The sequence below is a fragment of the Streptomyces sp. NPDC058685 genome (genome assembly GCF_042714725.1).
Taxonomy (GTDB): domain Bacteria; phylum Actinomycetota; class Actinomycetes; order Streptomycetales; family Streptomycetaceae; genus Streptomyces.
Genome location: NZ_JBHXSL010000020.1, coordinates 46,756 through 71,299 on the forward strand (window position 1 = coordinate 46,756; position 24,544 = coordinate 71,299).

Consider the following 24,544-nt stretch of genomic DNA (forward strand, 5'->3'; position numbering starts at 1 on the left):
TCCGAGGAGCACATGATGCCGGATGACATTCTTCAGACGATCGACGCCCTGGTCGCGGAGGAGCACCAGCTCCGTTCCCAGGCGCCCGGTTCGGGTCTGGACGCCGCCGAGCGGGCCAGGCTGGAGCAACTGGAACAGCGTCTCGACCAGTGCTGGGACCTGCTCCGCCAGCGCCGTGCGCGTGTCGAGGCGGGCGAGGACCCGGCGGACGCCCGGGCCCGCCCGATCGACGAGGTCGAGTCGTACCAGCAGTAGCCGAGGGTGGGGCGGGCGGTCCGGCGGCGGGCCCGAACGTACAGCTCCTCCCGCGTGCGGCTCGATGCGTCAAGCCGTGCGCGGATGCCAGGGTTGATGTTCCTGCCGCGACGAAGGCCCCGGCGATGAACTCGACACACTGGTCGGTCACTTCGGCGCGGCGACGTACACGCTCGAAGGGTCCCGTCGGCGGGGCAGGCCGGGCGGAGCGAGGGGACGCTGATCCTGCCCGGTGTGTCGGCCGCGCAGGGAAGACCGGCGGCAGCCCCTGACCGGCCGACCGCGGACGAGAGGGTCCTGGACCACGGGTCCGGAGTGACGCCTCAGGATCCGGGGCCGCCCTGCGGGCCTGCCGACGGGTGCTTCCTGGCATAGTGCCGCCGCGCACGGTCCCTGTTCCCGCAGTCGCCGGAGCTGCACCAGCGGCGGGTGCCCGCGCGAGTGCGGTCCAGGAAGAACCAGCCACAGCCGGGGCCCGCGCAGCGGTGGACGCGGCGCAGGTCGTCGCTTGCGAGGAGTTGCTCGGCTTGCAGGGCAAGCGTGCCCCGCAGTGCGGCGAGGCCGGGCGGGGCGGGCTGCCAGCGCAGGGGAAGCTTTGCGGGCAGCACGGCCTTCGCTCTGGCGTCTACCAGGGCGCGGTGGACGGACTCCCATGAGGGCTGCGGCAGTGGCCGGTCGTCGACCAGGGCGTCGAGGACGGCCCACAGGGCCTCGCGCAGCTCGACGAGGGCGTCTCGCGCCGACTCGTCCGTGGCCGGCCCGGAGGCCGCTCCGGGTTGGAGGACTCCGGCCGCGACACCCCAACGGGCCCAGGCGTCCGCACTGTTCACGCGGTCCGCTCGGCGCGCGTCGTCATGCCGCCAGGCGACCGTGTTGACGAAATCGAGCACCGGGTGTCCGCCGATCATCGCGACGTCGGCAGCGGTCGCAGGGTCTTCCTCACTCACAGGACCAGCCTACCTCTCTAACGGCCATAGAGCCATCATGGGTGTTAGTCTGAAGAAATGAACGCTGCACGGTTCCGGGAAGGCATGGCCGTCGGATCAGGGCTCGCCATGGCGGCGTTCGCGCTCGCCGTGAGCTTCGGTGCCCTGTCGCAGACCCAGGACTGGGGCATGGTCGCCCCGATCGTCTGCTCGGTGATCGTCTTCTCCGGCTCGGCGCAGTTCGCACTGCTCGCGACGTTGGGCGCGGGAGGCGGGGTCGTGACGGCCGTCGCCGCTGCGGCCCTCATCAACAGCAGGTTCCTGCCCATGGGTATCGCCGTGGCGGGTGATCTGCGGGGCGGCCCGGTGCGCCGGTCGCTGGAGGGGCAGACCGTGGTCGACGGCTCATGGGTCGCCGCACACCGCGGCGGCGGCCGGTTCGACCGCGACCTGCTCCTGGGCGCGACCGCGGTCCAGTGGCCGGGGTGGATCGGTGGAACCGTGGTGGGTGTCGTGCTGGCGCCGGACGCGGATCTCCTCCACACGCTCGGTCTGGACGTGCTCACTCCGGCGTTCTTCGTCGCGCTCCTGCTCGACGAGGTGCGCAAGGAGCGTGCGAACCGTGCCGCGGCCGTGCTCGGCGCCGTCGTCGCCGGTGTTCTGGTGATCTTCCTGCCGACAGGGCCTGCGCTCATCGGGTCGGCGTCCGCTGCGCTGATCGCCCTGTTCGTACCGCGGAAGCAGTCGGGGAGTGGGGGCGGCACACCGGGCGGGACCGGGGCTGTGGGGACCGTGGAAGCCACGGCCGCCGGGACGAGGTCCGCGGGGACCGGGTCCGTCGAGGCCGGGTCCGCCGAGACGGAGGACGCAGCGCGATGACCATGACCACCCTGTGGATCGCCATAGCCGCGACCGCCCTGGTGAGCTTCGCCTTCAAGGCCGTCGGCCCCGTCGTCCTGGGTGGCCGGGAGCTGCCCGACCGCGCGCGGTCCGTCATCGCGCTGCTCGCGCCCGCGTTGTTGGCGGGCTTCGTTCTGGTGGAGACCGTCGGCCCCGGCTGGCGCGATCTGGATCTCACGCTGCTCGCGGGTCTCGGCGTCGCGCTCGGGCTGCGACTGCTGCGTGTGCCGCTCGTCGTCTCGCTGTTCGCGGCGGTCGCGGTGACGGCCCTGCTCAGGCTGTGGGTCTGAGCCGCCACCGCCGTCAAACGGCGATGGCTCGCCGGCGCCGACATCGCCGGGCAGGGCATGGTCCAACAGTCAAGCGCGCCGCGGCTGTTGCCCGCCCGAGGCACTCACGACGCACGGTCGTACCCGTCCGGGGGCAGGGGGCGTCGCACCCCCTGCCCCGGACCTGTGCCGACCGAAGGGTCAGAGCGTCCCGGACTCCGTGATGGCGATGCTCGCGGAGGTCCGCCCGTTCTGCGAGCCATAGCTCTCGATCTTCGTCACGAGGTCCTGGCCCGACGTGACCTCGCCGAACACGACGTGCTTGCCGTCCAGCCACGGGGTGGGGATCGTCGTGATGAAGAACTGCGAGCCGTTGCTGTTCGGACCCGAGTTCGCCATCGACAGCAGGAACGGCCTGTCGTGCTTGAGCTGGAAGTTCTCGTCCTCGAACTTCGCGCCGTAGATGCTGCGGCCGCCCGTGCCGTTGCCCGCGGTGAAGTCGCCGCCCTGGAGCATGAACTGGGGGATGACCCGGTGGAAGGGCGCGCCCTTGTAGCCGTAGCCGTGCTCACCGGTCGCGAGCGCGCGGAAGTTCTCCGCGGTCCTGGGCACCACGTCGTCGAACAGATCGAACTCGATCCGGCCGGCGGGTGCGTCATTGATGCTGATGTCGAAGTACACCTTGATCGTCATAGTCCTCATCCTGACATCTCGACCGCGCGGGTCGACAATTCATCGACACAGGGTGGCGTGGCGGCTGCGGTGTGTGCCCGGCCGGGCGCCGATCCAGCCTACGCGCGGGCTCGCGCCCCCGCGCGTAGGCTGAAAAGTATGGACCCACGACAGCACAGCATCGGATCGGGGTTCGGAGCACTCAGCACCACGGACGATGTCCTGGCCGGCATCGACCTCACCGGGAGACTCGCCGTCGTCACCGGCGGCTACTCGGGAATCGGCCTGGAAACAGTGCGCGCCCTGACCGGCGCGGGCGCCCGTGCGGTGGTACCCGCACGGCGGGTCGCCCGGGCAGAGGAGGCGCTCGAGGGAATCGCCGGCGTGGAAGTGGGCGAACTGGACCTCGCCGACCAGGAGAGCGTACGGACGTTCGCCGAGCGCTTCATCGCCTCCGGCCGCAGCATCGACCTGATGATCAACAACGCCGGGATCATGGCAGCCCCCGAGACGCGTGTCGGTCCCGGCTGGGAGTCCCAGTTCGCTACCAATCATCTGGGCCACTTCGCCCTGGTCAACCGGCTCTGGCCGGCCATCGCGCAGGGCGGCGGGCGCGTGGTCTCGGTGTCCTCCAGGGGCCACCAGTTCTCCGGAATCCGCTGGGACGACGTCCAGTTCGAGCGTGGCTACGACAAGTGGCAGGCGTACGGGCAGGCGAAGACGGCCAACGTGCTGTTCGCCGTGCAGCTCGACGCCCTGGGGCAGAGTTCCGGAGTGCGGGCGTTCTCCCTCCATCCGGGCGGCATCGCGACCGCTCTCGTCCGCCATCTCCCGCGGGAGGAGATGATCGCCGCGGGCTGGGTGGACGCCGAGGGCAATGTCACCATGGAGGGCCTCAAGACACCGGTGCAGGGCGCCGCGACGCAGGTGTGGGCGGCGACTTCCCCGCAACTGGAGGGGATGGGCGGCCTCTACTGCGAGGACTGCGATGTCGCCGAACCGGCCGCGGACGACGCCGTGATGACCAGCGGGGTCAAGGCGTATGCGACCGATCCCGAGGAGGCGGCACGGCTGTGGGTCCTGTCGGCCGAACTCACGGGCGTGGACGCTTTCGCGGCAACGGCCTGACGCAGCCGCACCCGCGGTACGGCGACCGTCCGGCACGGCCGAGCCGGCCGAACGTGGGCCGGCCGACAGAGGCGCAGGCGCACCCGTCGAATGGCCACCGCCCGACGTACGCGTACCCGTACCGGACGAACCGGGAAGAACCCTCAGCCGTCGGCGTCGATGACGCGCACGAGGAACGAGTCGGTGTCGAGGTCCATCACCACGGTGGCGGCGACGCCCTGTTGCTGCTGCTCGGCGGCGAACTCCTCGGCGTCCCATGACCCGCGGGGAGACCCGGCGGGGAAGGTTTCGAGAACTGTCTGGCTCATGACGTGTCCCTCCGCCATCCGACTGCGGTTCGCATCCGGTTCCCTTGGCTTGTTGCCCGTCGGTCGGCATCCATACCACCAGCCGCACCCGGCACGACCGAGGCCCCGACCCGGTGGAGCCCGGGCCCGTCGTGCGGACCCTGGTTCCTCGGATCGGGGCCTCGGGCCCCTGCTCCTGGCCTGCCCTACGCGGCCGCGTCGAGGTGGGCGAAGACGACCACGTTCTCCGTGTAGTCCTTGGCCTTGTGGTCGTAGTCGCCGCCACAGGTGATCAGCCGCAGCTGGGCGTCCGGAGCGTCGGCGTAGACACGGTCGTTGGGGAAGTCGGCCTTGCTGAAGCTCTCCACGGAGTCGACGAGGAAGTACGCGGTGGTGCCGTCCTTGCGCTTGATGTCGATCTTCGTGCCGGGAAGTACCGTACCGAGCTGGGCGAACACGGCGGGGCCGGTCTTGGTGTCCACATGACCGGCGACGATCGCCGTCCCGCGCGCGCCGGGGGCGACGCCGTCCTTGAACCAGCCGACCAGATTGTCGTCGGCGGCAGGGGGTGCGTCGAGCTGGCCGGACTTCCCGATGGCCAGTCCGGTGAAGGGAGCGTCGACGCCGATCGCGGGGATCGACAGTCGCGTCGGTGCGGACGGCGGCATCGCCGGTTTCTCTTCCGCAGGGGCGTCCTGCTCCGGTGCCTGTGCGACCACGGGCGGGACGGCACTTGTCGTGCCCTGCGTCATGCCCTGGGCGGTGGTCTGCGCCGAGGGGTCGAAGGAACCGGTGATCAGGACGAGGCCGAGCCCGATCGCGGCAGCCGGCCACAGCAGGCGGCGGAGAGCGCTGCGTGAAGCGCGATCGGACCAGGACGAACCCTCAACCGGGGACAACTGACCGGCCATGACGGAGCGCCTTTCCTTGTGCGGCGGACGTACTGAACGGTGATACGGAGACGCGAGGGTGGTGCGGGAGACGGTTACGAGGAGGTAACCGTAATACCAGAAATATGATGGTGAAACGGGATATGGCGCTGCCGTGGCCGCCTTTCCAGCCGGCCACGGCAGCGCGGTACTTCACGTGCGGGTCACACCATCAGGCGGCGTTGGCGCCGACGGTGCCACGACGACGCAGCATGTACGCGCCGGCACCGAGACCACCGAGGAGCAGAACCGTGCCCGCGGCCGCGGCACTGCCGGAGGTCGCGAGGCCACCACCGCCGGTGTGCACGCCACCCTGCGGCTTGTCGTGCTTCCACGACTTGTCCTCGTCGCTCTTGCCGTACCCGCTGTCCTTCTCCTCGCCCTTGTCCTTGTCCTTCTCCCAGTCGTCGTTCGAGACCGTGGCGAGCGCGCCGCCGCCGGTGTGGACGCCGCCCTTGGGCTTGTCGTGCTTGCCGGAGTCGTCGTCGTCGTGCTTGGAGGAGGAGTCGTAGTCCTTGTCCTTCTCCTTGTCCTTGTCCTTGTCCTTCTCCCAGTCGTCGTTCGAGACCGTGGCGAGCGCGCCGCCACCGGTGTGGACGCCGCCCTTCGGCTTGTCGTGCTTGCCGGAGTCGTCGTCGTCGTGCTTGGAGGAGGAGTCGTGGTGGTCGCTGCTCGAGGACGAGCCCTTGTCCTTCTCCCAGTCGTCGCCGAACGTCATGGCGTACGCGGACGGCGCCGAGATCGAGAGGGCCGCTGTGACAGCGGCCGAGGCGAGCAGAATGCGGGCAGAGCGCATGAGAGGGTCCTTCCGCCGCAACTGCGTAGGCTGACACATCGTCCGCTCAGGGGTCCGCAGTGGCGACATGATCTACCGTCAGACGAATGCGGCATTCCCACCACTGGAGAGATCGGTTCGAGAGCCGCTTCTTGACCCCTTCGGGTGGAGTGGGCCGGATCTTCACCCGATGGACGGCACGCCACGCCGAGGGCATGTTTCGCCGTTCGTGTCGTCCTTGAAGGACGCCGGCACCCTCTCGGCACCCTTTCGGTGTCCTTCAGTGGCGAGCTCCCGCCCCCCGACCCCGTTCTCAGTCGCGCAGCAGGCGCCGCGCCGTGAGGGCCAGCGTGAACTCGACGACGTCGGCGGGGCGGGTGAGGGACCGTCCGGTGAGCTGCTCGCAGCGGCGGAGCCGGTTGAGCACGGTGTTGCGGTGGCAGTAGAGCCGGGCGCCCGCGCGCTGGGCCGACCCGTCGCAGTCGAGCCAGACGGCGAGGGTGTCCAGCAACAGGTCGCGGTCGGAGGGGTCGAGTCGCAGCAGGGGGCCGAGGACTCGGTCGGCGAGCGCCGTGCCGAGCGCCGGGCTCGAGACGACCAGGGCGGCCGGAAGGTGTTCGTCGAGCAGTACGGTGCCGCCGCTCGCGGGGCAGGCGCGCAACGCCGTCTGAGCGAGACGGCGGGCGTCACCGACGGCGGCCAGTCCCTCGACGGCCGAGCTGATGCCGATTCGGGCGCCGGGCGGGCCGGTCATGTCCTCCGCCAGCCGGGCGAGACCGCCGTCGCCGATCAGCACGATGCCGTGCTCGGCGTCGGCACCGGTGTGCCACACCGTCCGGGTGCCGGCGACCCGGCCCGCCGGCCGTGCCCCCGCGTAGGCGGCGCTCTGCCCGCCGTCGATCAGGACGACCGCGTACCTGCCGTCCTCCGGGAGACCGAGGGCATCGGCCACCTCCGGCAGGTCGCCGATGCGGGTGGTGCCGTCGAGGAGTGCAGCCGTCATCACCCGCAACCGGTTCTCGCGCCGCCAGGTCAGCCGGCGCTCCACCTGCCGGTAGGCCTCGGCGACCAGGGCGCAGTGCTCGTCGACGAAGTTCCAGACGTCGGCCGCCACATGTACGAGCAGCCGTACGTCGTCGGGACAGTGACGGGTCGTCTCGTCGACGAGCCCCTGCCAGACCATGCCGCCACCGAGCCGGAAGGCGTGCAGCAACGCGTCCAGGGGGAGGCCCTGTTCGGCGCGGGCCGCGCCGATCTTCCGGGAGCAGCGGTGGGCCGCTTCCCGGTTCTCCCGCGGGTCGAGCAGCGAATGGACACTGTGCCGCAGCGACCGGTGGGTCTCCTGCCATACGTCGGCGGCATCGGCCTCGATCGCCGCCCGGTAAGCGGGCTCCTGCTCCCGCAACGCGGCCAGCAGCTGGTCGGTGAGTTCCGGCAGGCCGTCCAGCAGCACCCGGGCGGCGCGGTGGAGGACGTCGCGTGCCTCCTTGTCGACCTGCGACCGGACCCGGACCGTGCCTCGCGCGGCGGCGGTCGGAACTGCCGTGGGTACCTGGATCCGGGTTCGTACGATGTGCTGCATCGCGGCCCTCCGCCAAGGTCGACTCCGTCCGGCACACGCAGCGGAACCGCTTCGCGGCCGGGACGTTCGTTGAGTCCGAAGAATGGCATACCGTCCGGTCGGTCCCTAGGGGTCCGGACGATTCTTTTCCGCCTGGTCCACGAGCCGGGACAGCTCGACACGGGATCGGACCCCGAGGAGAGCGAAGACATTGCGCAGATGGTGGTCCACCGTGCGCGGGCTGACCGAGAGCTGGAGGGCCACTTCGCGGTTGGTCGCGCCGTCCGCGACACACCGGGCGATCCGCAGCTGCTGCGGTGTCAGACACGACAATGGACCGGACTGTTGTTCCCGCCCGCCCGCCCCGCCGGTGGCCCGCAGCTCCGCCCGCGTCTGCTCGGCCCAGACCAGGGCACCGGAGCGTTCGAAGGCGAACAGCGCGTCCCTGAGCCGGCCCCTGGCCTCCCGCAGCCGCCGCCGTCGCCGCAGCCACTTCCCGTACACCAGCAGGGTGCGGGCGCGTTCGAAGTCGCCGCCCGCCAGTTCGTGCCGGACCAGGGCGTGCTCGTACAGCGCCTCGGTCTCCTGGGCGCAGGCCAGCAGGGCGCGGCACCGCGAGAGTTGGGCGGGTGCCTGCGGATCCGCTCCCTGGGCCGCCCACACGGCGAACTCCTCGACCGCCGGGGCGGCGTCCCCCGGCTCTCCGGCGAGCACGGCCGCCTCGACGTAGCAGGGCACCGCGAGCATGCGTACGGCGAAGTGGCCGCGCCGGTGGCCGGGCCGCACCAGTGGGCCGAGCCGCGCGGCCGCGTCGGCGGCCCGGCCACGTCCGAGGTCTGCCCGTGCGCGGGCCCATTCGGCGAGCGTGGCGGCCTGGGCGAGTCCGTGCGGACCGGCGATGGCCAGGGCGGCTTCGGCATGCGCGGCGACCGATTCGCCGTCCCCCTCGACCGATGCGGCCAGGGCCAGGATGGCGTGGTGATGGGCGACGGAGTTGCGCCGGCCGGTGCGGTGGGCGGCGCGCAGACCCTCCTCGGCATGGGCCCGCGCGCGGGCGTGCCGCCCGGCACGCAGCTCGGCGTAGGCGAGATGTTCGAGGATCTGCGGTACGAGGGGCACGTCATTCCGTGCCCGCGCTGCCGCCAGCGCCCGGGCGTTGACATGGCACGCTGCGGCGATGTTCCCGAGGACGAGGGCCGCGACACCGGCCCGTACGAGCCGCGCCGGGTCGTGGTCGGTGGCGGCCCGGTCGAGTACGCGCCGCAACGGCCGCCGCGCTTCGTCGAGACGCGCCCCGAGCGCGTGCAACATGCCCGCCCGGTAGTCATGGAACAGCTCGCCGTCGCCGCCGGGCCTTTCGGCGCTGACGGCGGACGACCAGGCGGCCGGTGTGCGGAATCCGGTCGGCGCGGAGACGGCATCTGGGGGGAAGCCTGTCTCCGCGGGCTGCCGGACGTGCCGCCACCGTGCCGGCAGGTCGTCGGGGTGCGCGCGCTCCCCGGTGAAGGCGTCCGCGCCGGGCGCGCCCGCCGTCCGAGGGGCGCCGCCCAGTGCGACGAGGCAGGCGGGGACGTCACCCGCCGACCACGCCGCCTCGGTCGCGCCGAGTCTCGCCGCCAGCATGCTTTCCTGGTCGTACGGGCCGAGCAGAGCGGCAGCGAGCATCAGGATCTCGTACGCGTCGCCCACCGGACCGTCGTGCAAGGTCAGGGTGCCGCGCACCAGTTCGGCGCAGCCCCGCACGGCGTCGTGTGCCGACTCCTGGCGGCCCGCAGCGAGCCATTCGCGGGCTCTGGCCGGATCCCCGGCGAACCACGCATGCTCGGCGGCCGCCGTGAGCCGCGAGGTCCGGGCACTGCCGGGTGGTGTGAGGCGGGCCGCGCGGCCGAAGGCGACGGACCGTTCGAGGGGCGTCGCCCGTACATCGGGGGAGTCGGCGGCGGCCGCGAGACAGGCCGCGAGAGCGGGGTCGGGACCGTCGGCGGCCAGGGCCCGATGCAGCAGGCGCGGCAACCGGTGGCGTTCGCCGCCGAGCACCGCCGCCAGCAGGCGATGCGCGGCACGACGCCGGGGGAGGGCCGCACCACTGAGAACAGCACGCAGCAGCAGCGGGTCGTCGAACCGGATGCGGTTCCCGGCGCTGCGTGTCACAGCGGCCGCCTCGGCGGGTTCCAGGGCCGCGGGGTCGAGGCCGGCCGCCCGTGCCGCGCGCATCAGCAGCGTCGCGTCCGCCCCGGCTCCGTCCGGATTCTGCTCCTGTGCGGCGGCGACCAGAAGCAGCAACTTCCGTGTCGGTAAAGGTAGTTCGTCCAGCCTGCTGCCGACGACGTCCAGGAGCGCTGCCCCGTCGGTGAGCGGTCTCGGCAAGGGGGCGTGCCCCGCGAGCTGAGCCACGGACAGCCGCCGGACGACGGCGATGAGCAGGGCAGGGTTGCCCATCGCCTCGTGCAGCACCGCCTCTCGAACGTCCGGGTCGGCAGGGGCGGCGGTCAGTTCCTCCGCCAGCTCGTCCATCAGGGTCGTCGCGGCGTCCTCCGCCAGGGGGCCGAGGCGTACGACGGGGAGACCGGCGAAGTCCGCGGCGTCCGCCCGGTGTGCGGCCACCGAGAGCAGCAGCCCGACGGCCGGCAGCGCACCGGCGCGCCGGGCGGCATATCCCAGTGCCGCGCGCGACGCGGCGTCCCACAGATGTGCGTCGTCGACGCAGACGAGGAGGGGGTCACGGGTGGGTCCGCGCCGCAGGGCGTCGTGGAGCTCCGTGGGCGACGTGCACGCGGGCGGGACCCCGCCCGGCGGGTCCGGTAGCAGGGGAGCCCCGGACAGGAGCGAGTTCACACCGCTGTAAGGGAGATCGCGCTCGGCCCGCGCGGCGCGGACATGCAGTACCGCCCCGGCAACGTTGTCGCGAACGGCCTGCTCCAGCACAGCAGTTCGCCCGAGTCCCGGTTCCGCGGCAAGCACCAGCGCGGCGCCTCGCCCGGACCGGAGCCGGTCCGCCAGTGCGGCCACGGCCGCCAGTTCGGTGGTGCGGCCGTAGAGCCGCAGAGAGTGTCGTGCGGGCGTCCTTCCGGTCACACCGTCACGTTACGGCCGCGTCACCAACGGCGGAAAGCGTGGGCCTGCGGCGCACCCGTCCCCGCTTCGGTCCTCTGAGCTGCAAGAACAGTGGGCCGGGACGGCATCGGCCCGGATCCATCGGTGGGGCGGCTCCCAAGGATGTCGCGCCACGGCTGTGCGGCGGCACAGGCCGGTGGCGGCCGAGGTACGCGGCCGCCACCGGTGGTGTCCGTCAGGAGGTGTGCGGGCAGTTGCCGCGGTACTCCTCGATGGTCAGGCTCGGACGAGGGAGCGGGCACAGGAACTGCTCGTAGCGGGTGTCATTGTCGATGAAGCGCTTGAGCCACGAGATGCTGTATTTCGCGATCGTCGTGTTGGACGAGTTCGGCGTGAAGTGGGAGGCGTTGTTCAGCTCCAGATACGCCTTGTCGAGCGAGGACGGCAGGGACGTGTAGAACGGCTCGGAGTGCGAGGAGACGGGGGCGATCGTGTCGCCGTCCGCCCCCACGACGAGCGTGGGCGTCCTGACCTCGGGCCAGGACTTGTCGAGGTTCCAGCCGGTGAGCGGGATCGCGGCCTGAAGCGACGGCCGGCTCTTGGCCGCCTCCAGCGTGCCGCCGCCGCCCATCGAGTGCCCCATGACACCGAGTCTGCCGCTGTCGATCCGGGTGCGTACGGTGCTGCGCTGGGTCAGGTGGTCGAGGGCCGCGAGGAGTTGCCGGCCGCGGCTGTCGGGCTGGTCGAGCGTCGTCAGGGTGTCGATCGTGAAGACGACGAAGCCCTGGGAGGCCAGGCGCGGGCCCAGCCAGGCGATGGACGACTGGCTTGCGGTGTAGCCGGGGGAGATGGCGATGGCGCCGAACGTCCCGTCGGCGGTGGACGTCGGGTAGTAGATGGTGCCGCCGCCGAATCCGCTGACGCTCAGCGACGACACGGTGGTCTGCGACACGGAGTACGACCCGCGTGATGCCTCGATGCTCGACGTGGTGGGGGCGGGCCCGCGTTCGTAGGGGTTGTCGGCGGCCTGCGCGCCCGGGGTCAGGGCGGTGCCGAGTCCTACGGCGGCCAGGGCGGCCAGGGCGGCCGTCCACCGACGGGAGCGCTGCCTGCCGTCCTGGTGGGGCGCCCCGGACGGGGCGCGGCCGAGGTGCGGGTGGGGGGTGGCGCGGTTGCTCTGCTGCACGACGGAGTCGTCCTCTCGGTCGTGGCGACCGCTCAGGCGGACCTCTCCGGTACCCGGCGTCTGGGCCGGGTGCGGCTGCCGGCGGGTCCGCGTGGCATCGCCGTATTCGCTGGCGGTGCCACTGTCACGGCGCGTCCTCCCGTGCGGCATCGGTGTAATCACCGGTCTTGGCGTCCTCGGCCCGGCGTCACGCCGGGCCTGCCGGCCGGATGAACGTGCTCACCGGTTCGACGCCGTCCCGCGGGCGATGAGGGGCCGGCGCCCCCGGCAGACTCGTGCCGGAGCGGAACGACCCGGGGGATCAGCCGCCGTGACGCGGCTGATCCCGCAGGGACATCAGCTGTTCAGGGCCGCGGACACCACCGAACGGGCCTCCTCCTGGACACGGGCGAGGTGGTCCGGGCCGAGGAACGACTCGGCGTACACCTTGTAGACGTCCTCCGTGCCCGAAGGGCGGGCGGCGAACCAGGCGTTCTCCGTGGTCACCTTGATGCCGCCGATCGGCGCGCCGTTCCCGGGTGCCTCGGTCAGCACGGCGGTGATCCGCTCCCCGGCAAGCGAGTCGGCGGTCACCTGCTCGGGCGAGAGACGGCCGAGCACCGCCTTCTCCTCCCGGGTCGCGGGCGCGTCGACCCGTGCGTAGGCCGGTTCACCGAACCGCTCCGTCATCGCGGCGTAGTGCTCGCTCGGCGTACGGCCCGTCACGGCAAGGATCTCGGACGCCAGCAGCGCCAGGATGATGCCGTCCTTGTCGGTGGTCCACACCGAGCCGTCGCGCCGCAGGAACGAAGCGCCGGCGGACTCCTCGCCGCCGAAGCCGATGCTGCCGTCGGCCAGTCCGTCGACGAACCACTTGAACCCGACGGGTACTTCGACCAGCTCGCGACCGAGTTCGGCGGCCACACGGTCGATCATGCTCGACGACACCAGTGTCTTGCCCACGCCCGCGCGGGCCGGCCACTGCTCGCGGTTGGCGTAGAGGTAGGAGATCGCCGTGGCCAGGTAGTGGTTGGGGTTCATCAGCCCGCCGTCCGGGGTGACGATGCCGTGCCGGTCGGCGTCCGCGTCGTTGCCCGTCGCGATCCCGAACCGGTCGCGTCCCTCGATCAGCGACGCCATCGCGTAGGGCGACGAGCAGTCCATCCGGATCTTGCCGTCCCAGTCCAGCGTCATGAACCGCCAGGTGGGATCGGTCAGCGGGTTGATGACCGTCAGATCGAGGCGGTGCTCCTCGGCGATGCGGCCCCAGTAGGCGACCGACGCGCCGCCCAGGGGATCGGCGCCGATGTGCACCCCCGCGGCGCGGACGGCGTCCAGATCGACCACGGACGGAAGATCGCGCACATAGGACCCGAGGAAGTCGTACCGTCCCGTCGTCGGAGCCGCCAGCGCCCGGGCGCAGGGGATCCGGCGGACGTCCTTCAGGCCGCCCGTGATGATCTCGTTGGCGCGCTCCTGGATCCAGCCGGTCGCCTCGGACCCGGCCGGACCGCCGTTGGGCGGGTTGTACTTGAAGCCGCCGTCCGCCGGCGGGTTGTGCGAGGGCGTGACCACCACACCGTCGGCGATCTTCGAGCTGCGTCCCGCGTTGTGCGCCAGAATCGCGTGCGACACCGCCGGCGTGGGGGTGTAGCCGTCCTCGGTGTCGAGGAGCACGGTCACGTCGTTGGCCGCGAAGACCTCGATCGCGGTCACCCGCGCAGGTTCCGACAGGGCGTGCGTGTCCGTGCCGAGGAACAGCGGGCCGTCGATGCCCTGCCGGGCCCGGTACTCGCAGATCGCCTGGCTCGTCGCGGCGATGTGGTCCTCGTTGAACGCGGTTGCCAGGGAGGACCCACGATGCCCCGACGTCCCGAAGGCGACCCGCTGGGCCGGATCGGCCGGATCCGGATGCAGGGCGTAGTAGGCGGTCACCAGCCGGGCCACGTCGATGAGATCCTCCGGCTGCGCCGGCTGTCCCGCGCGCTCGTTCGGCATTCGCCCACTCCTCCATGTCGACCGGTCTCCTACCGGGCCATGATCGCGCGCGGAGGGCGATTCCTCCGGCTGCGGCTCGGCCCGGTCCCACATGTGGGGCATGCCCAGCGCGGGCCCGGACATCCGTGCCGCACGGCGATCGGGCGGCGCTCCGGCGGGCAGGTGGCCGGTTGCACCGTCCGTCGCCGGGGGAGGAGATCGGCGAGCGGTGCGTGAAGCCGCGGCCCCGCGCGGTATGCACCTTCCATGCAGACCTTCCTGCCCCATCCCGGATTCACGGAATCCGCCGAGGCCCTCGACCAGCGGCGTCTCGGCAAACAACGCGTCGAGGCGCTCCAGGTCCTGCGCGGACTCACCGTGCCGGGCTACGGATGGCGGCGCCATCCGGCGGTGCGCATGTGGACGGGGTACGAGGAGGCCCTCGTCCGGTACGGACTGGAGATGTGCCGTGTGTGGACCGACGCGGGACGGAACGACACCTGTGCCGTCACCATGGTCGACGACTTCCACGCCGTGCGCCCGGATGCAGCCGTACGCTCCCAGGAGGAACTCGCCTCGGACGGCGACCTTCCGCCCTGGCTCGGGAATGAGGCGTTCCACCGCAGCCATCGATCGGCGCTGCTGCGCAAGGACCCCGACTTCTACCGTGAGCTGTTCCCGGATGTGCCGGACGACCTGCCGTACGTCTGGCCGAGCTCCGACCGCGACCCCGAAGCCGCCGATCAGCCGCCGAGCTGAGGACCGGACCGGCCCGCACGACGGCGTCAGAGCACCGGGAAGTCCGGGCCCGTCCCGAGCGCCGGGGCGGCCGCTCCCCAGATGGTCGCCTGCGCGCTGTCCAGATCGACCTTCGGGTCACCGAGCATCAGCCGGATGCCGAAGCCGTCGCACAGCGCGAGCAGCATGGTGCTCGTCGCGTCGATGTCGCAGTCGGTGAACTCTCCGGAGTCGATACCGCGCTTGATCGCCTGGCCGACCCAGGTGTGCAGCTGGTCGTAGAGGTCGACGGCGAGGTGCCGCGCCGCATCGTCCCGCAGCGCCCTCACCCACAGCTCCTGCCACAGCCGCCAGTCCTGCCGCAGCTCGGGATCCGTCGGGAGCAGGCTGTGCAGAATCCGCGCCAGTACGACCGAGGCGGGCACCGAATCGGCGTCCCGCTCCAGCTCGGTGCCGGTCTGGGCGAAGGAGTGCGTCATCGCTTCCGTGAACAGCTTCTCGCGGTTCTCGAAGTGGTAGTGCAACAGCGCCGTCGAGACACCCGCGTGCTCGGCGACCATCCGCATCCGGATCTTCTCGAAACCGACCTCGGCGATCACTTCGCACGCCGCGGCGAGAATCCGCTCACGTGTTTCCCGCGTGCGTTCTGCCATGGCCACGTTGCTGCTCCCCGCGTCGTCCGGTGCCGGTCCCGGCGGGCCGCCCGTCGGCCGCGCCGGCTTCCATCTTCGCGTACGGCTGCGTACGACCGCCCGGGGCCGGGCCGTCATGAGTGGTACGTGTGGAAGCCCCTGCCCGACTTCCGGCCGAGCAGACCCGCCTCGACCATCCGGGCCAGCAGCGGCGGCGGTGCGTACAGCGGCTCCCGGAACTCGTCGTACATCGACTCCGCGATGGCCTGGGTGGTGTCCAGGCCGATGAGGTCGGTCAGCGCGAGCGGTCCGAGGGGGTGGGCGCAGCCCAGCGTCATGCCGCGGTCGATGTCCTCGGCGGACGCCGTGCCCGACTCCACCATGCGCACGGCGGCCAGCAGATACGGGACGAGCAGGGCGTTGACGATGAATCCGGCCCGGTCCCTCGCCCGGACGACCTGTTTGCCGAGTACCTCCGAGGCGAACTCCTCCGCACGAAGCGCGGTGCTCTCGGCCGTGAGCAGGGACGGCACCAGCTCCACCAGGGGCAGCACCGGCACCGGATTGAAGAAGTGCAGGCCCACCACGTGCTCCGGGCGGGCGGTGGCCGCGGCAAGGCGGATGACGGGAATGGAGGACGTGTTGGTCGCCAGGATCGCGTCCTCGCGCAGCACGGTCGCGTCGAGCCGTGCGAACACCGCCAGCTTGGCGGCCTCGTCCTCGGCCACCGCTTCGACCACCAGGTCCCGGTCCGCCAGCCCGTCCGGGTCCGCGGTCGTGGTGATGTGCGCCAGCGCCGTGTCCCGGCCCTCGGCATCGATCTTTCCGGCGGTCAGGGCCCGGTCCAGCGAGGCGGTGATACGCCGTCGCCCGGCGTCGGCGGCCGTATCGTCCGACTCGACCACGACGACGTCCCGGCCGGCGCGTGCGCACACCTCGGCGATACCGGAGCCCATCAGACCGCAGCCGACGATCCCGACCCGCTCGATGCCGTCCATCTGTCCTCACTTCTCTCGGGGTGCGAGATCTCTCGGGGTGCGAGGGAGGTCCCGAGCCGTCGGCCACGGGACCTCCCGGAGCCGTCAGGCGGACGGGATCTGGAGAACGCCCGTACCGCGCTTGATGAGTTCGCCGGCGATGATGAGGCGCTGGATCTCGGAGGTGCCCTCCCAGATGCGGTCGACGCGCAGTTCGCGGTAGAGGCGTTCGACGGGGTAGGAGCGGTCGTAGCCGCGTCCGCCGAAGATCTGGACGCAGCGGTCGATGACGCGTCCCGCCGCCTCACTGGCCGACAGTTTGGCGATGGCCGCCTTGGCGTGCAGCGTCTTGCGGTCCGCCAGACCCTGGTCCACCTCCCAGGCCACCTGGTGCGTGTAGGCGCGGTTGACGGCGATGTCGACGGCGCAGTCGGCGAGCATGCCCTGGATGAGCTGGAAGTCGGCGATGCGGGAGCCGAACTGGCGTCGCTCGACGGCCCAGTCACGGGCCAGTTCGAGCGCACGCTCCGCCGCGCCCGTCGTCCGCGCCGCGATCATCAGCCGTTCCTCGGTGAACCAGGACCGGGTGATGTCGTACCCCTCGCCGATGCCACCGAGCACGGCGTCCTCGCGGACGCGGACATCGGTGAAGGTGAACTCGGGGTGCTCGTAGACGAAGGTGTGCATGAAGCGCGGCACCCGCGTCATCTCGACGCCCGGTGTGTCCTTGTCGACGAGGAAGAGCGTCGGAGCGCCGTCCTCACCGGCAGCGGCCAGCACGATGATGAAGTCCGCGTGGTCGCCGACCGTGACGAACCACTTCTCGCCGTTCAGCACCCAGCCGTCCGCGGTGCGCGTCGCCGTCGTCCTGAGATTCTGCGGGTCGGAACCGGCCTCCGGCTCGGTCACCGCGTAGCAGTCGCGGCGCTGCCCCCGGATCACCGGCACGAGGTAGCGCTCGCGCTGCTCGGGCGTGCAGAAACGCAGCGCGTTGGCGGGCCGCCACACCATGTCCCACAGGGCACCGGTGAGCCGGCCGAGCTCCTCCTGCACGGTGGCCTGCTCCAGGATCGAGAGCCCGGCACCGCCCCACTCCGCCGGCATGTTGACCGCCTGGAGCCCGCTGTCCAGCACGGCGTCGCGGATCTCCGCGTGGGCCTGCGCGGGCAGGCCGTTGTTCTCCTCGCAGTCGAGCTCGTACTTCATGATGAACTCGGTGAGCCCTCGCGCGGAGCTCCTGAGCTCCTCCTGACGGGCGGTGAGACGGAAGTCCATGGTGTTCCTCTGTGTTCGGCGGTCGGTGCGTACGCGGGCAGAAGCAGGGGGCGTCAGTGCAGGGGCAGGGCGAGAGCCTGGGTCCCGCGCTTGATCAGCTCGTTGGCGATGATGAGGCGCTGGATCTCGGAGGTGCCTTCCCAGATGCGGTCGACGCGCAGTTCGCGGTAGAGGCGTTCGACGGGGTAGGAGCGGTCGTAGCCGCGTCCGCCGAAGATCTGGACGCAGCGGTCGATGACACGTCCCGCCGCTTCGCTCGCCGCGAGCTTCGCCGTCGACGCCTTGGCGTGCAGCGTCTTGCGGTCGGTGAGCGGCTGGTCGGCCTCCCAGGCCACCTGGTGCGTGTACGCACGGCAGACCGCGATGTCGACGGCGCAGTCGGCGAGCATGCCCTGGATGAGCTGGAAGTCGGCGATGCGGGAGCCGAACTGGCGTCGCTCGACGGCCCAGTCACGGGCCAGTTCGAGCGCACGCTCCGCCGCGCCCGTCGTCCGCGCCGCGATCATCAGCCGCTCGTCGGTGAACCACTCCTTGGTCAGGTCGTAGCCGTTGCCCACCCCGCCGAGCACGTCCTCGTCCGGGACGAAGACATCGGTGAAGACGAACTCGGGGTGGCCGTTGACCGCGGAGTGCATGAAGCGCGGCACCCGCGTCATCTTCACCCCCGGCGCCTGCTTGTCCACGAAGAAGAGCGTGGGCGCACGGTCGGGACCCGCGTCCGCCTGGACCAGAAGGAAGTCCGCGATGTCGCCGCAGGTCACGAACCACTTCTCGCCGTTGAGCAGCCAGCCGCCATCGGTACGGTCCGCGGTGCTGGTGCCCGAGCCCGGGTCCGAGCCGGCTCCCGGTTCGGTCACCGCGAACGCGTCGAAGCGCTCACCGCGGATCACGGGGAGCAGGTACTTCTCCCGCTGTGCCTCGGTGCCGTAGGCGAGGACGTTGGCAGGCCGCCAGGGAATGTCCCACAGGCAGTTGGTGACCTTCCCGAACTCCTCCTCGACGATGACCTGATCGAGGAGGGACAGTCCCGCACCGCCCCATGCGGCGGGCATGTTGATCGCGTAGACGCCGGCGTCGATGGCGGCACGGGTCAGTTCGCGGACGGTCTCGACGGGCAGCGGTCCGCCGGCCTGCTCGGACTGGTCCTCGTACCGCATCAGCAGCCGGGAGTAGGCGGCGGACCGGGCCTTGAGATCGGCCTGTTCGGGGGTGTAGCGGAACTCCATGGTGGTGTCCTCCGGGAGGGGTGGGGTGCGGGAGGTCAGGCGAGTACGGCTCGGGCGTCGAGGGCGAGCACGCCGTCCGGGCGGACCAGCAGGGGGTTGACCTCGAGTTCGGCGATCTCGGGGTGTGCGGCGGCGACCGTGGTGATCCGCTCGATGACGGCTGCCGCCGCGGAGATGTCGACGGCCGGCCGGCCGCGGACGCCGGAGAGCAGCGCGGCCGTCCTGAGGCACCTCAGCAGCGCCTCGGCGCGTTCCGCGGGTACCGGTGCCAGGGAGAAGGCGACGTCGTGGAAGATCTCGGTGAAGATCCCGCCGAGCCCGACCATCGCGACGGGCCCGAACCGGGGGTCGCGGTTGACGCCCACGATCAGCTCGACGCCGTCGGAGAGATCGGCCATCGCCTCGACCGAGTAGGCGGCCGCGCCCAGTCGGGCGTCCATCTCCCGGAACGCGGCGAGCAGCGCGGCCTTGTCGTGAAGCCGCAGCGCCACCCCGCCCGCGTCGGACTTGTGCAGGACGTGCAGGGCCTTCAGGACGTACGGGCCCGGGAACGCGTCGGCTGCCGCGAGGAGTTGAGGCTCGTCCGTGATCTCGCGCGATGCGGGGAAGGGCACACCTGCCGCGGAGAGAAGCGACCGGATGCCGTAGTACCCGGCGTCCGCCGCCGGCGGCGCGGCCGGCGGCAGCGGTGCCACCTCTGGTGGGCCGCCGACGGGACGCACCGTCATCGCCGCCAGCGCTCGGGCGGCGTCCTCGGTTGCGGCGAAGACCGGTATCCCGGCCTCGGCCAGTGTCCGGCAGCTCGGCGACTGCGGATACATCGACTGGACGACCAGGGGCTTGGGGTTCGCCCGCCAGCGGGTGACGATCCCCTGCGCCGCCTGTGCCTCACCGGCCCCGAGCGCGGCGCCCCCGCCGCCGAGTCCGCCGCCCGAGGCCGCGTAGCCGCCGAAGTACCCGGTCAGCAGGACGGTGTCGACCTCGTCGGCGTCGAGGAGTCCACCGACGGTCGTGGCGTACGAGAGCGGGTTCTGCTCGCCCATGCCGGCCAGGTCGACCGGGTTGCCGACGGCCGACTGCTCCCACAGCAGCTCCTTGAGCTGTTCCTGTGTGCCGCCGGTCAGCTCGGGGACGTCGAGTCCCGATGTCTCGGCGGCGTCGGCGGCGATGACACCGTGACCGCCGCCGTCCGTGAGCACGGCGGTGCGTACGCCCCTGCCGCGGGAGTCGGAGTGCAGCGCCGCCAGCACCACGGTCATCTCGCGTGGTGTGGTGACCAGGTGGACCCCGGCGTCCCGGCAGGCGGCGGCCACCACGTCGGACGACGAGGTCAGGGCGCCGGTGTGCGACTGCGCGCTGCGGGCGGACGCGGTACCGCGACCCGCGGTGAGCAGGACGACGGGCTTGCCCGCCGCTGCCGCAGCCCGCGCGAAGGCGCGGCCGTCGCCGAAGTCCTCCGCGTACACGCCGATGGCCGATGTGGCGTCGTGCCGGGCGCAGTCCTCGACCAGGTCGACCAGCGTGACGTCGGCCTGGTTGCCCAGGGAGACGAAGCGGGAGAATCCCAGTCCGTGCGGGGCGCACCGGATCTGGAGCTCCAGTGCGAGGTTGCCGCTCTGGCTCAGCAGGGCGATCCCGCCGGGGGCGAAGCTGTCGGAGGCCAGGTACAGCTCGGTCGTGTTGTCCGCGATCCCCAGGCAGTTGGGCCCGACGAGCACGGCTCCCGCTTCGTGCACACGGGCGGCGACGGCCTGTTGGCGCGCGAGGCCGGCGGGGCCGGTCTCGGCGAAGCCCGCGGTGATGCCGACGATGGCGCGGGCCCCGCAGGCGAGTGCGTCGTCGACGGCGGCCTCGAAGCCGGGGCCGGGTACGGATATCACCACCAGGTCGACGGGCTCGCCGATCTCGAGGAGGCTGGTGGCCGCCTTGCGGCCGAGGACGGTGCCGCCGCGGCGGTTGACCAGATGGACCGGCCGCCTGTCGGGGGCACGCAGTGCCTGTGCGGCGACGGAGTGGCCGTACTTCGCCGGATCGTCGCTGGCGCCGACGACGGCGACCGACTTGGGATCGAAGAGGGCGCTCAGATCACGTGCCATGTCACTTCTCCAGGCGAAGGGCGGCGTTGGGACAGGCTTGGGCGCAGACACGGGCGGCATCCTCGCGGCCGGAGGGCACCGGGACAGCGATGACCGCGGCGTAGCCCCACTCGTCGAGCTCGACGAGGTCGGCGGCTTCTTCCTGGCAGAGCCCGTAGCCCTGGCAGAGCGTGGAGTCGAGGAGGAGTTTCACGGTGTTCCTTTCAGCGCGGGCACGGGCGTGGCAGGGGAGGGGGCGATCTCCGGTACGGGTACCGAGAGACCGCGGCCGCGGGGGGCGGCGGCGCAGGACGGGCAGGGGGAGTCGAGGTGGGCACGCGTGACGTCGGGGAAGGCGCGCAGGAGGCTGCCCGCGTTGCCGGCGGCCGCGTCGAGCAGGCCGCAGGCTCCGCGTCCTGGCAGTCCCTCCGACCAGCGGAGCAGTTTGGTGAGGGCGTCGGGAGCGGCTGTGCCGAGGTGCAGCGCGTGCAGGGTGTCGCGGATCGATCCGGTACCGGCCACACAGACGCCGCACTGCCGGGCGCTCTCGGCAGCGAGATGGCCCACGGCATCGGAGGCGAGGGAGACCGGGCACTCACCGGCGCCGAGGAAGCGGATCGCGCCGCAGCCCACCGCGGTCCGCGCGGCGGTGAGTACTTCGGGATCCAGCGGCAGATCGAGGGAAGCGGCACCGACCAGGCCGCCGAACAGTCCGCCCATCAGTGCCCCCGACGCCTCGTGCGTGCCCTGGAGGGTGGCGAGGCTGCGGAGGGTGGTGCCGTAGGGGACCTCGGCGAGCATGGCGGCACTGTCGCCGCCGGAGAGTGAAACGAGGGTGGAGCCTGCCGTGCGCCGTCGTACGTCGGGCCGGGACGCGATGAGTGCGATCCGGGCGAGGGTCTCGACGTTGGAGACCAGGGTCGGCCGGTCCTCGACGCCGCGCTCGAAGGGGCGCGGCGGCTTCGCGGTGGGCAGCGCGGGGCCGCCGTTGATCCTGCGGACGACCGCGCTCTCCTCGCCGGCGACGTAGGTGTGCGGGGTCTCGACGATCTCGATGGGCAGGGGCTGCTCGTGTTCGGCGAGCGCCCGCCGCACGGCGTCACCTGCCACGGGGTCGGAGAGATAGACGCAACCGCGGGTGGCTCCGGTGATCGCGGCGGCGTGAGCCAGACCGTCGAGGACGAGGTGGGGCCTGGCACGCAGCAGCCAGCGGTCCTTGACCGAGCCGGGTTCGCCTTCTTCGCCGTTGGCGACCACGACCGGGGGTGCGCCGCCGTCCCGGACGGCGCGGAGCTTCACGGCGGCCGGAAAGCCGGCGCCGCCGCGGCCGCGAAGACCCGAGTCGGCGATGTGCTCCAGCAGCCGGTCCGGTTGGGCGAGCTCCTGACAGCCGCCCGCGGACAGGTAGTCGTCGATGCTCTCGGCCGTGTGGGGCGCTGTTCCGAGCACGGTGCCCGAAAGCTCCGCCATCAGGGAGAGGATGGTCGTCGCTGTCATGCGCGTCCCCTTGCTGTGCCGTGCGTGGTCTCCGCGCCGGTGACGGACGCCGGTATGCCGGTGCCGGCGCCGGTGCTGTCGGTCCCGGCCGTGGTGCCGGTCCGCAGGGCCCGAACCGCTTCCTCCAGCGCACGGCGATCCGCGGCCGTGCTGTCGTAGCCGGGACCGGGGAGACCGATGAGCATGTGGTGGTGGTCGAGCACGACCTCGCCCGCGAGCAGTGCCGCACGCCGGTCGCCGGGCCGGGAGCCGTCGGCGACGGCGGTCACCAGATGGGTGACCTCGGCCAGGTAGCGCAGCCAGCTGCGGCGGGTGCCGCGCAGGATCAGGCGCTGCACCCTGCGGTGCTCGGCGTCCGCCAGCTCCGGCGGTACGGCGGCCGTATCGCGCCGGGGAGCGCGCAGGGCAGCCACGCTGCGGGGCAGTTCCCGTTCGGGTTCGGGGGTGAGCCCGAGCCAGACCAGACTCCGACGACCGCTCATGCGTGCCTCCGGGGGAGAGGGAAGGGAAGCCGGCCCGGCGTGACCGGGCGGCGGGGAGCCTCGGGGACGAGGTGCTGTCCGTGGGGCTCGGTGCAGGGCGAGAACGCCGTGCGACTCCGGTGGTAGGGGCCCGGTGCGCCACCGGGCGGTCGCTGCGAGGGCCGGTGACATGCCGGATCCGGCGACACCGACTAAACTAACTAATCAATTAGTCAGTCCGCAAGCCTTGACTTTGCGGAAACCCGCCAGCAACCTGACTGACCAATTAGTTAGTGCGGTTCCGGCGTCCCCCGCCCCGGCCCACTGACCGCCTGTGGGCCGCCTCAACAACCGATCGCCGCACCTGTGGCATGGAGGAGACAGCCGATGCAGCCCGACATTCCCGTCACCATGACACCGCCGACCCGCCAGACCCAGGAAAGCCCGGGTCAGGCGCTGTCGGCCCGCTACTACACGGATCCCGAGACGGCAGCCGCCGAGACCCGGAGCATCTTCGCCAGGTCCTGGCAGCTCGCGTGTCATGAATCCGATCTGCCCGGACCGGGCGCCCGTCTCGCCGCGTCCGTCGCCGGACGCGAAGTCCTCGTGGTGAGGACCGAGGACGGCTCACTCGCCGCCCATCTCAACGTCTGCCGGCACCGCGGAACACGGCTGGTCACGGCCCCCGAGCCCAGTGGCAAAGCCATCCGCTGCCCGTACCACGGCTGGACCTACAAGCTCGACGGACGCCTTGTCGGAGCCCCCGAGGCACGCCAGATCCCGTGCCTGGACAAGCCCAAGCTCGGCCTCCACTCCGTCGCTGTCGAGTCGTTCCTCGGCTTCGTCTTCGTCAACCTCGACCGGGACGCCGTGCCGCTGGCCAAACAGTGCGCCGGCCTCGCCGAAGCGGTCGGCCACTACGCGGGCACCGACCTGGTGCCCGTGGGCCGCAGCCGTATCCATGATCTGGAAGGCGCCGAGGTCCAGAACGCCAACTGGAAAGTCGCCGTCGACAACTACCTGGAGGGTTACCACGTACCCGTGGCCCACCCGGGCCTGATGCGCCTTCTCGACTACCAGGGCTACACCTGCGAGATCGAGGAGTCCTACGCACTCTTCGCCTCACCGCTGCGCGACAAGCCGTCCTCGAACTGGGCGGAACGTCTCTACCAGCGGATCGCCGCCCCGATGCCCGGTCTCGCCGAGGCCGACCGCAGGGTGTGGCGGTACGCCGTGATCTACCCCAACACACTCATCGACTTCTACCCCGACCATGTGCTTGCCTGGACCGCGATCCCCACGGCGGTGGACCAGGTGGCCGTGCCCGGCGCCTTCTACACCCGGCGGGGCACCGGACTGCGCACCCGCCTCGCCCGGCGGCTCAACATCCACATCGGCTGGATCACCAACGACGAGGACGCCGAGCTGGTGGCCAGGGTGCAGAAGGGACTGACCACGCCGGGCTTCGAGCCCGGACCGCTGTCCCGCCGCGAGGCGGCGGTCGGCTGGTTCGCCGGACGCGTCCGCGAAGACCTCGACGGCAGCACCGGCGAAGGATTCGGCGGCGCCGCCGGCGGACGGCTCGACGGCAGCATCGGTGGCCGGCTCGCCGGCGGCCCCCATGACCGAGTCGACGGCGCCTCCGGCCCGGACAGCCCCCGCAACGCTCCGACGCCCTGAGCCGACACCCGGCGGCCAGGCAGGAGAAACCGGAACCGCGGCGGCGGTGCACCCCACACCGTCCGGCGGCTCCCAGGTCGAGCAC

The 24,544-nt window shown here is 71.7% G+C and carries 23 protein-coding genes; 6 read left to right on the forward strand and 17 right to left on the reverse strand.

Annotated elements, in window-relative coordinates; genetic code table 11:
• Positions 1-12 precede the first annotated feature (12 nt).
• Positions 13-255 (forward strand): DUF2630 family protein, encoded by a 243-nt coding sequence (locus ACFWU3_RS18480; protein WP_384438356.1) that lies wholly within the window; start codon positions 13-15, stop codon positions 253-255.
• A gap of 323 nt (positions 256-578) precedes the next feature.
• Here the strand turns inward: ACFWU3_RS18480 and ACFWU3_RS18485 are convergent, their stop codons facing one another.
• Positions 579-1,202, reverse strand: coding sequence for a CGNR zinc finger domain-containing protein (locus tag ACFWU3_RS18485; protein WP_384438204.1), 624 nt, complete (start codon positions 1,200-1,202; stop codon positions 579-581).
• A gap of 57 nt (positions 1,203-1,259) precedes the next feature.
• Here ACFWU3_RS18485 and ACFWU3_RS18490 point away from each other — a divergent pair, with 57 nt between their 5' ends.
• Entirely contained in the window at positions 1,260-2,060 is an 801-nt protein-coding gene (locus ACFWU3_RS18490) for an AzlC family ABC transporter permease (RefSeq protein ID WP_384438207.1), read from the forward strand.
• Positions 2,057-2,371: an AzlD domain-containing protein gene (locus ACFWU3_RS18495; protein WP_384438210.1), complete on the forward strand. Its 315-nt coding sequence runs from the start codon at positions 2,057-2,059 to the stop codon at positions 2,369-2,371. Before ACFWU3_RS18490 ends, ACFWU3_RS18495 begins: the two co-directional genes overlap by 4 nt.
• 180 nt (positions 2,372-2,551) lie before the next feature.
• Here ACFWU3_RS18495 and ACFWU3_RS18500 read toward each other — a convergent pair whose 3' ends face one another.
• Positions 2,552-3,043, reverse strand: coding sequence for a peptidylprolyl isomerase (locus tag ACFWU3_RS18500; protein ID WP_327685859.1), 492 nt, complete (start codon positions 3,041-3,043; stop codon positions 2,552-2,554).
• Positions 3,044-3,181: 138 nt separating this feature from the next.
• Here ACFWU3_RS18500 and ACFWU3_RS18505 point away from each other — a divergent pair, with 138 nt between their 5' ends.
• The gene (locus ACFWU3_RS18505) at positions 3,182-4,150 is read left to right on the forward strand and encodes an SDR family NAD(P)-dependent oxidoreductase (protein WP_384438213.1); all 969 of its coding nucleotides are present in this window, start codon (positions 3,182-3,184) and stop codon (positions 4,148-4,150) included.
• 143 nt (positions 4,151-4,293) lie between these two features.
• On the opposite strand, the gene ACFWU3_RS18510 is transcribed toward ACFWU3_RS18505, so the two are convergent.
• The 7 genes from ACFWU3_RS18510 to pgm form a co-directional block, all read right to left on the reverse strand.
• A complete protein-coding gene (locus ACFWU3_RS18510; protein WP_384438216.1) occupies positions 4,294-4,458 on the reverse strand; it encodes a hypothetical protein in 165 nt (54 codons plus the stop codon).
• Between the two features lie 185 nt (positions 4,459-4,643).
• Complete coding sequence (locus ACFWU3_RS18515; protein ID WP_384438219.1) at positions 4,644-5,348, reverse strand: class F sortase; 705 nt, start codon at positions 5,346-5,348, stop codon at positions 4,644-4,646.
• 190 nt (positions 5,349-5,538) lie between these two features.
• Entirely contained in the window at positions 5,539-6,162 is a 624-nt protein-coding gene (locus tag ACFWU3_RS18520; RefSeq protein WP_384438222.1) for a hypothetical protein, read from the reverse strand.
• A 292-nt stretch (positions 6,163-6,454) separates the two neighbouring features.
• Positions 6,455-7,723, reverse strand: a complete 1,269-nt coding sequence (locus ACFWU3_RS18525; protein WP_384438225.1) for a PucR family transcriptional regulator — start codon at positions 7,721-7,723, stop codon at positions 6,455-6,457.
• Positions 7,724-7,828: 105 nt separating this feature from the next.
• Complete coding sequence (locus ACFWU3_RS18530; RefSeq protein WP_384438228.1) at positions 7,829-10,777, reverse strand: LuxR C-terminal-related transcriptional regulator; 2,949 nt, start codon at positions 10,775-10,777, stop codon at positions 7,829-7,831.
• Between the two features lie 214 nt (positions 10,778-10,991).
• Entirely contained in the window at positions 10,992-11,942 is a 951-nt protein-coding gene (locus ACFWU3_RS18535) for an alpha/beta hydrolase family protein (protein ID WP_384438231.1), read from the reverse strand.
• A 336-nt stretch (positions 11,943-12,278) separates the two neighbouring features.
• Positions 12,279-13,919, reverse strand: a complete 1,641-nt coding sequence (pgm, locus tag ACFWU3_RS18540) for a phosphoglucomutase (alpha-D-glucose-1,6-bisphosphate-dependent) (RefSeq protein WP_384438234.1) — start codon at positions 13,917-13,919, stop codon at positions 12,279-12,281.
• Between the two features lie 246 nt (positions 13,920-14,165).
• Between pgm and ACFWU3_RS18545 the strand changes: the two genes are divergently transcribed.
• The gene (locus ACFWU3_RS18545; protein ID WP_384438237.1) at positions 14,166-14,657 is read left to right on the forward strand and encodes an MSMEG_6728 family protein; all 492 of its coding nucleotides are present in this window, start codon (positions 14,166-14,168) and stop codon (positions 14,655-14,657) included.
• Between the two features lie 26 nt (positions 14,658-14,683).
• Here the strand turns inward: ACFWU3_RS18545 and ACFWU3_RS18550 are convergent, their stop codons facing one another.
• From ACFWU3_RS18550 to ACFWU3_RS18585, 8 genes are all read right to left on the reverse strand, one after another.
• Complete coding sequence (locus ACFWU3_RS18550) at positions 14,684-15,289, reverse strand: TetR/AcrR family transcriptional regulator (protein ID WP_384438240.1); 606 nt, start codon at positions 15,287-15,289, stop codon at positions 14,684-14,686.
• 113 nt (positions 15,290-15,402) lie between these two features.
• A complete protein-coding gene (locus tag ACFWU3_RS18555) occupies positions 15,403-16,266 on the reverse strand; it encodes a 3-hydroxybutyryl-CoA dehydrogenase (RefSeq protein WP_384438242.1) in 864 nt (287 codons plus the stop codon).
• An 84-nt stretch (positions 16,267-16,350) separates the two neighbouring features.
• A complete protein-coding gene (locus ACFWU3_RS18560) occupies positions 16,351-17,520 on the reverse strand; it encodes an acyl-CoA dehydrogenase family protein (protein WP_384438245.1) in 1,170 nt (389 codons plus the stop codon).
• Positions 17,521-17,573: 53 nt separating this feature from the next.
• Complete coding sequence (locus tag ACFWU3_RS18565; RefSeq protein WP_384438248.1) at positions 17,574-18,746, reverse strand: acyl-CoA dehydrogenase family protein; 1,173 nt, start codon at positions 18,744-18,746, stop codon at positions 17,574-17,576.
• Positions 18,747-18,781: 35 nt separating this feature from the next.
• On the reverse strand, positions 18,782-20,842 hold the full coding sequence (locus ACFWU3_RS18570; RefSeq protein ID WP_384438251.1) for an acetate--CoA ligase family protein: 2,061 nt from the start codon (positions 20,840-20,842) through the stop codon (positions 18,782-18,784).
• Between the two features lies 1 nt (position 20,843).
• Positions 20,844-21,035, reverse strand: coding sequence for a ferredoxin (locus ACFWU3_RS18575; RefSeq protein ID WP_384438254.1), 192 nt, complete (start codon positions 21,033-21,035; stop codon positions 20,844-20,846).
• Positions 21,032-22,318, reverse strand: coding sequence for an NADH-ubiquinone oxidoreductase-F iron-sulfur binding region domain-containing protein (locus ACFWU3_RS18580; protein ID WP_384438257.1), 1,287 nt, complete (start codon positions 22,316-22,318; stop codon positions 21,032-21,034). Before ACFWU3_RS18580 ends, ACFWU3_RS18575 begins: the two co-directional genes overlap by 4 nt.
• Positions 22,315-22,800 carry a hypothetical protein gene (locus ACFWU3_RS18585; protein WP_384438260.1) on the reverse strand — a complete coding sequence of 162 codons (486 nt, stop codon included), beginning with the start codon at positions 22,798-22,800 and terminating at the stop codon, positions 22,315-22,317. Before ACFWU3_RS18585 ends, ACFWU3_RS18580 begins: the two co-directional genes overlap by 4 nt.
• 366 nt (positions 22,801-23,166) lie before the next feature.
• On the opposite strand from ACFWU3_RS18585, the gene ACFWU3_RS18590 reads away from it, so the two are divergent.
• Positions 23,167-24,459: an aromatic ring-hydroxylating dioxygenase subunit alpha gene (locus ACFWU3_RS18590; protein ID WP_384438263.1), complete on the forward strand. Its 1,293-nt coding sequence runs from the start codon at positions 23,167-23,169 to the stop codon at positions 24,457-24,459.
• The last annotated feature ends 85 nt before the right edge of the window (positions 24,460-24,544 follow it).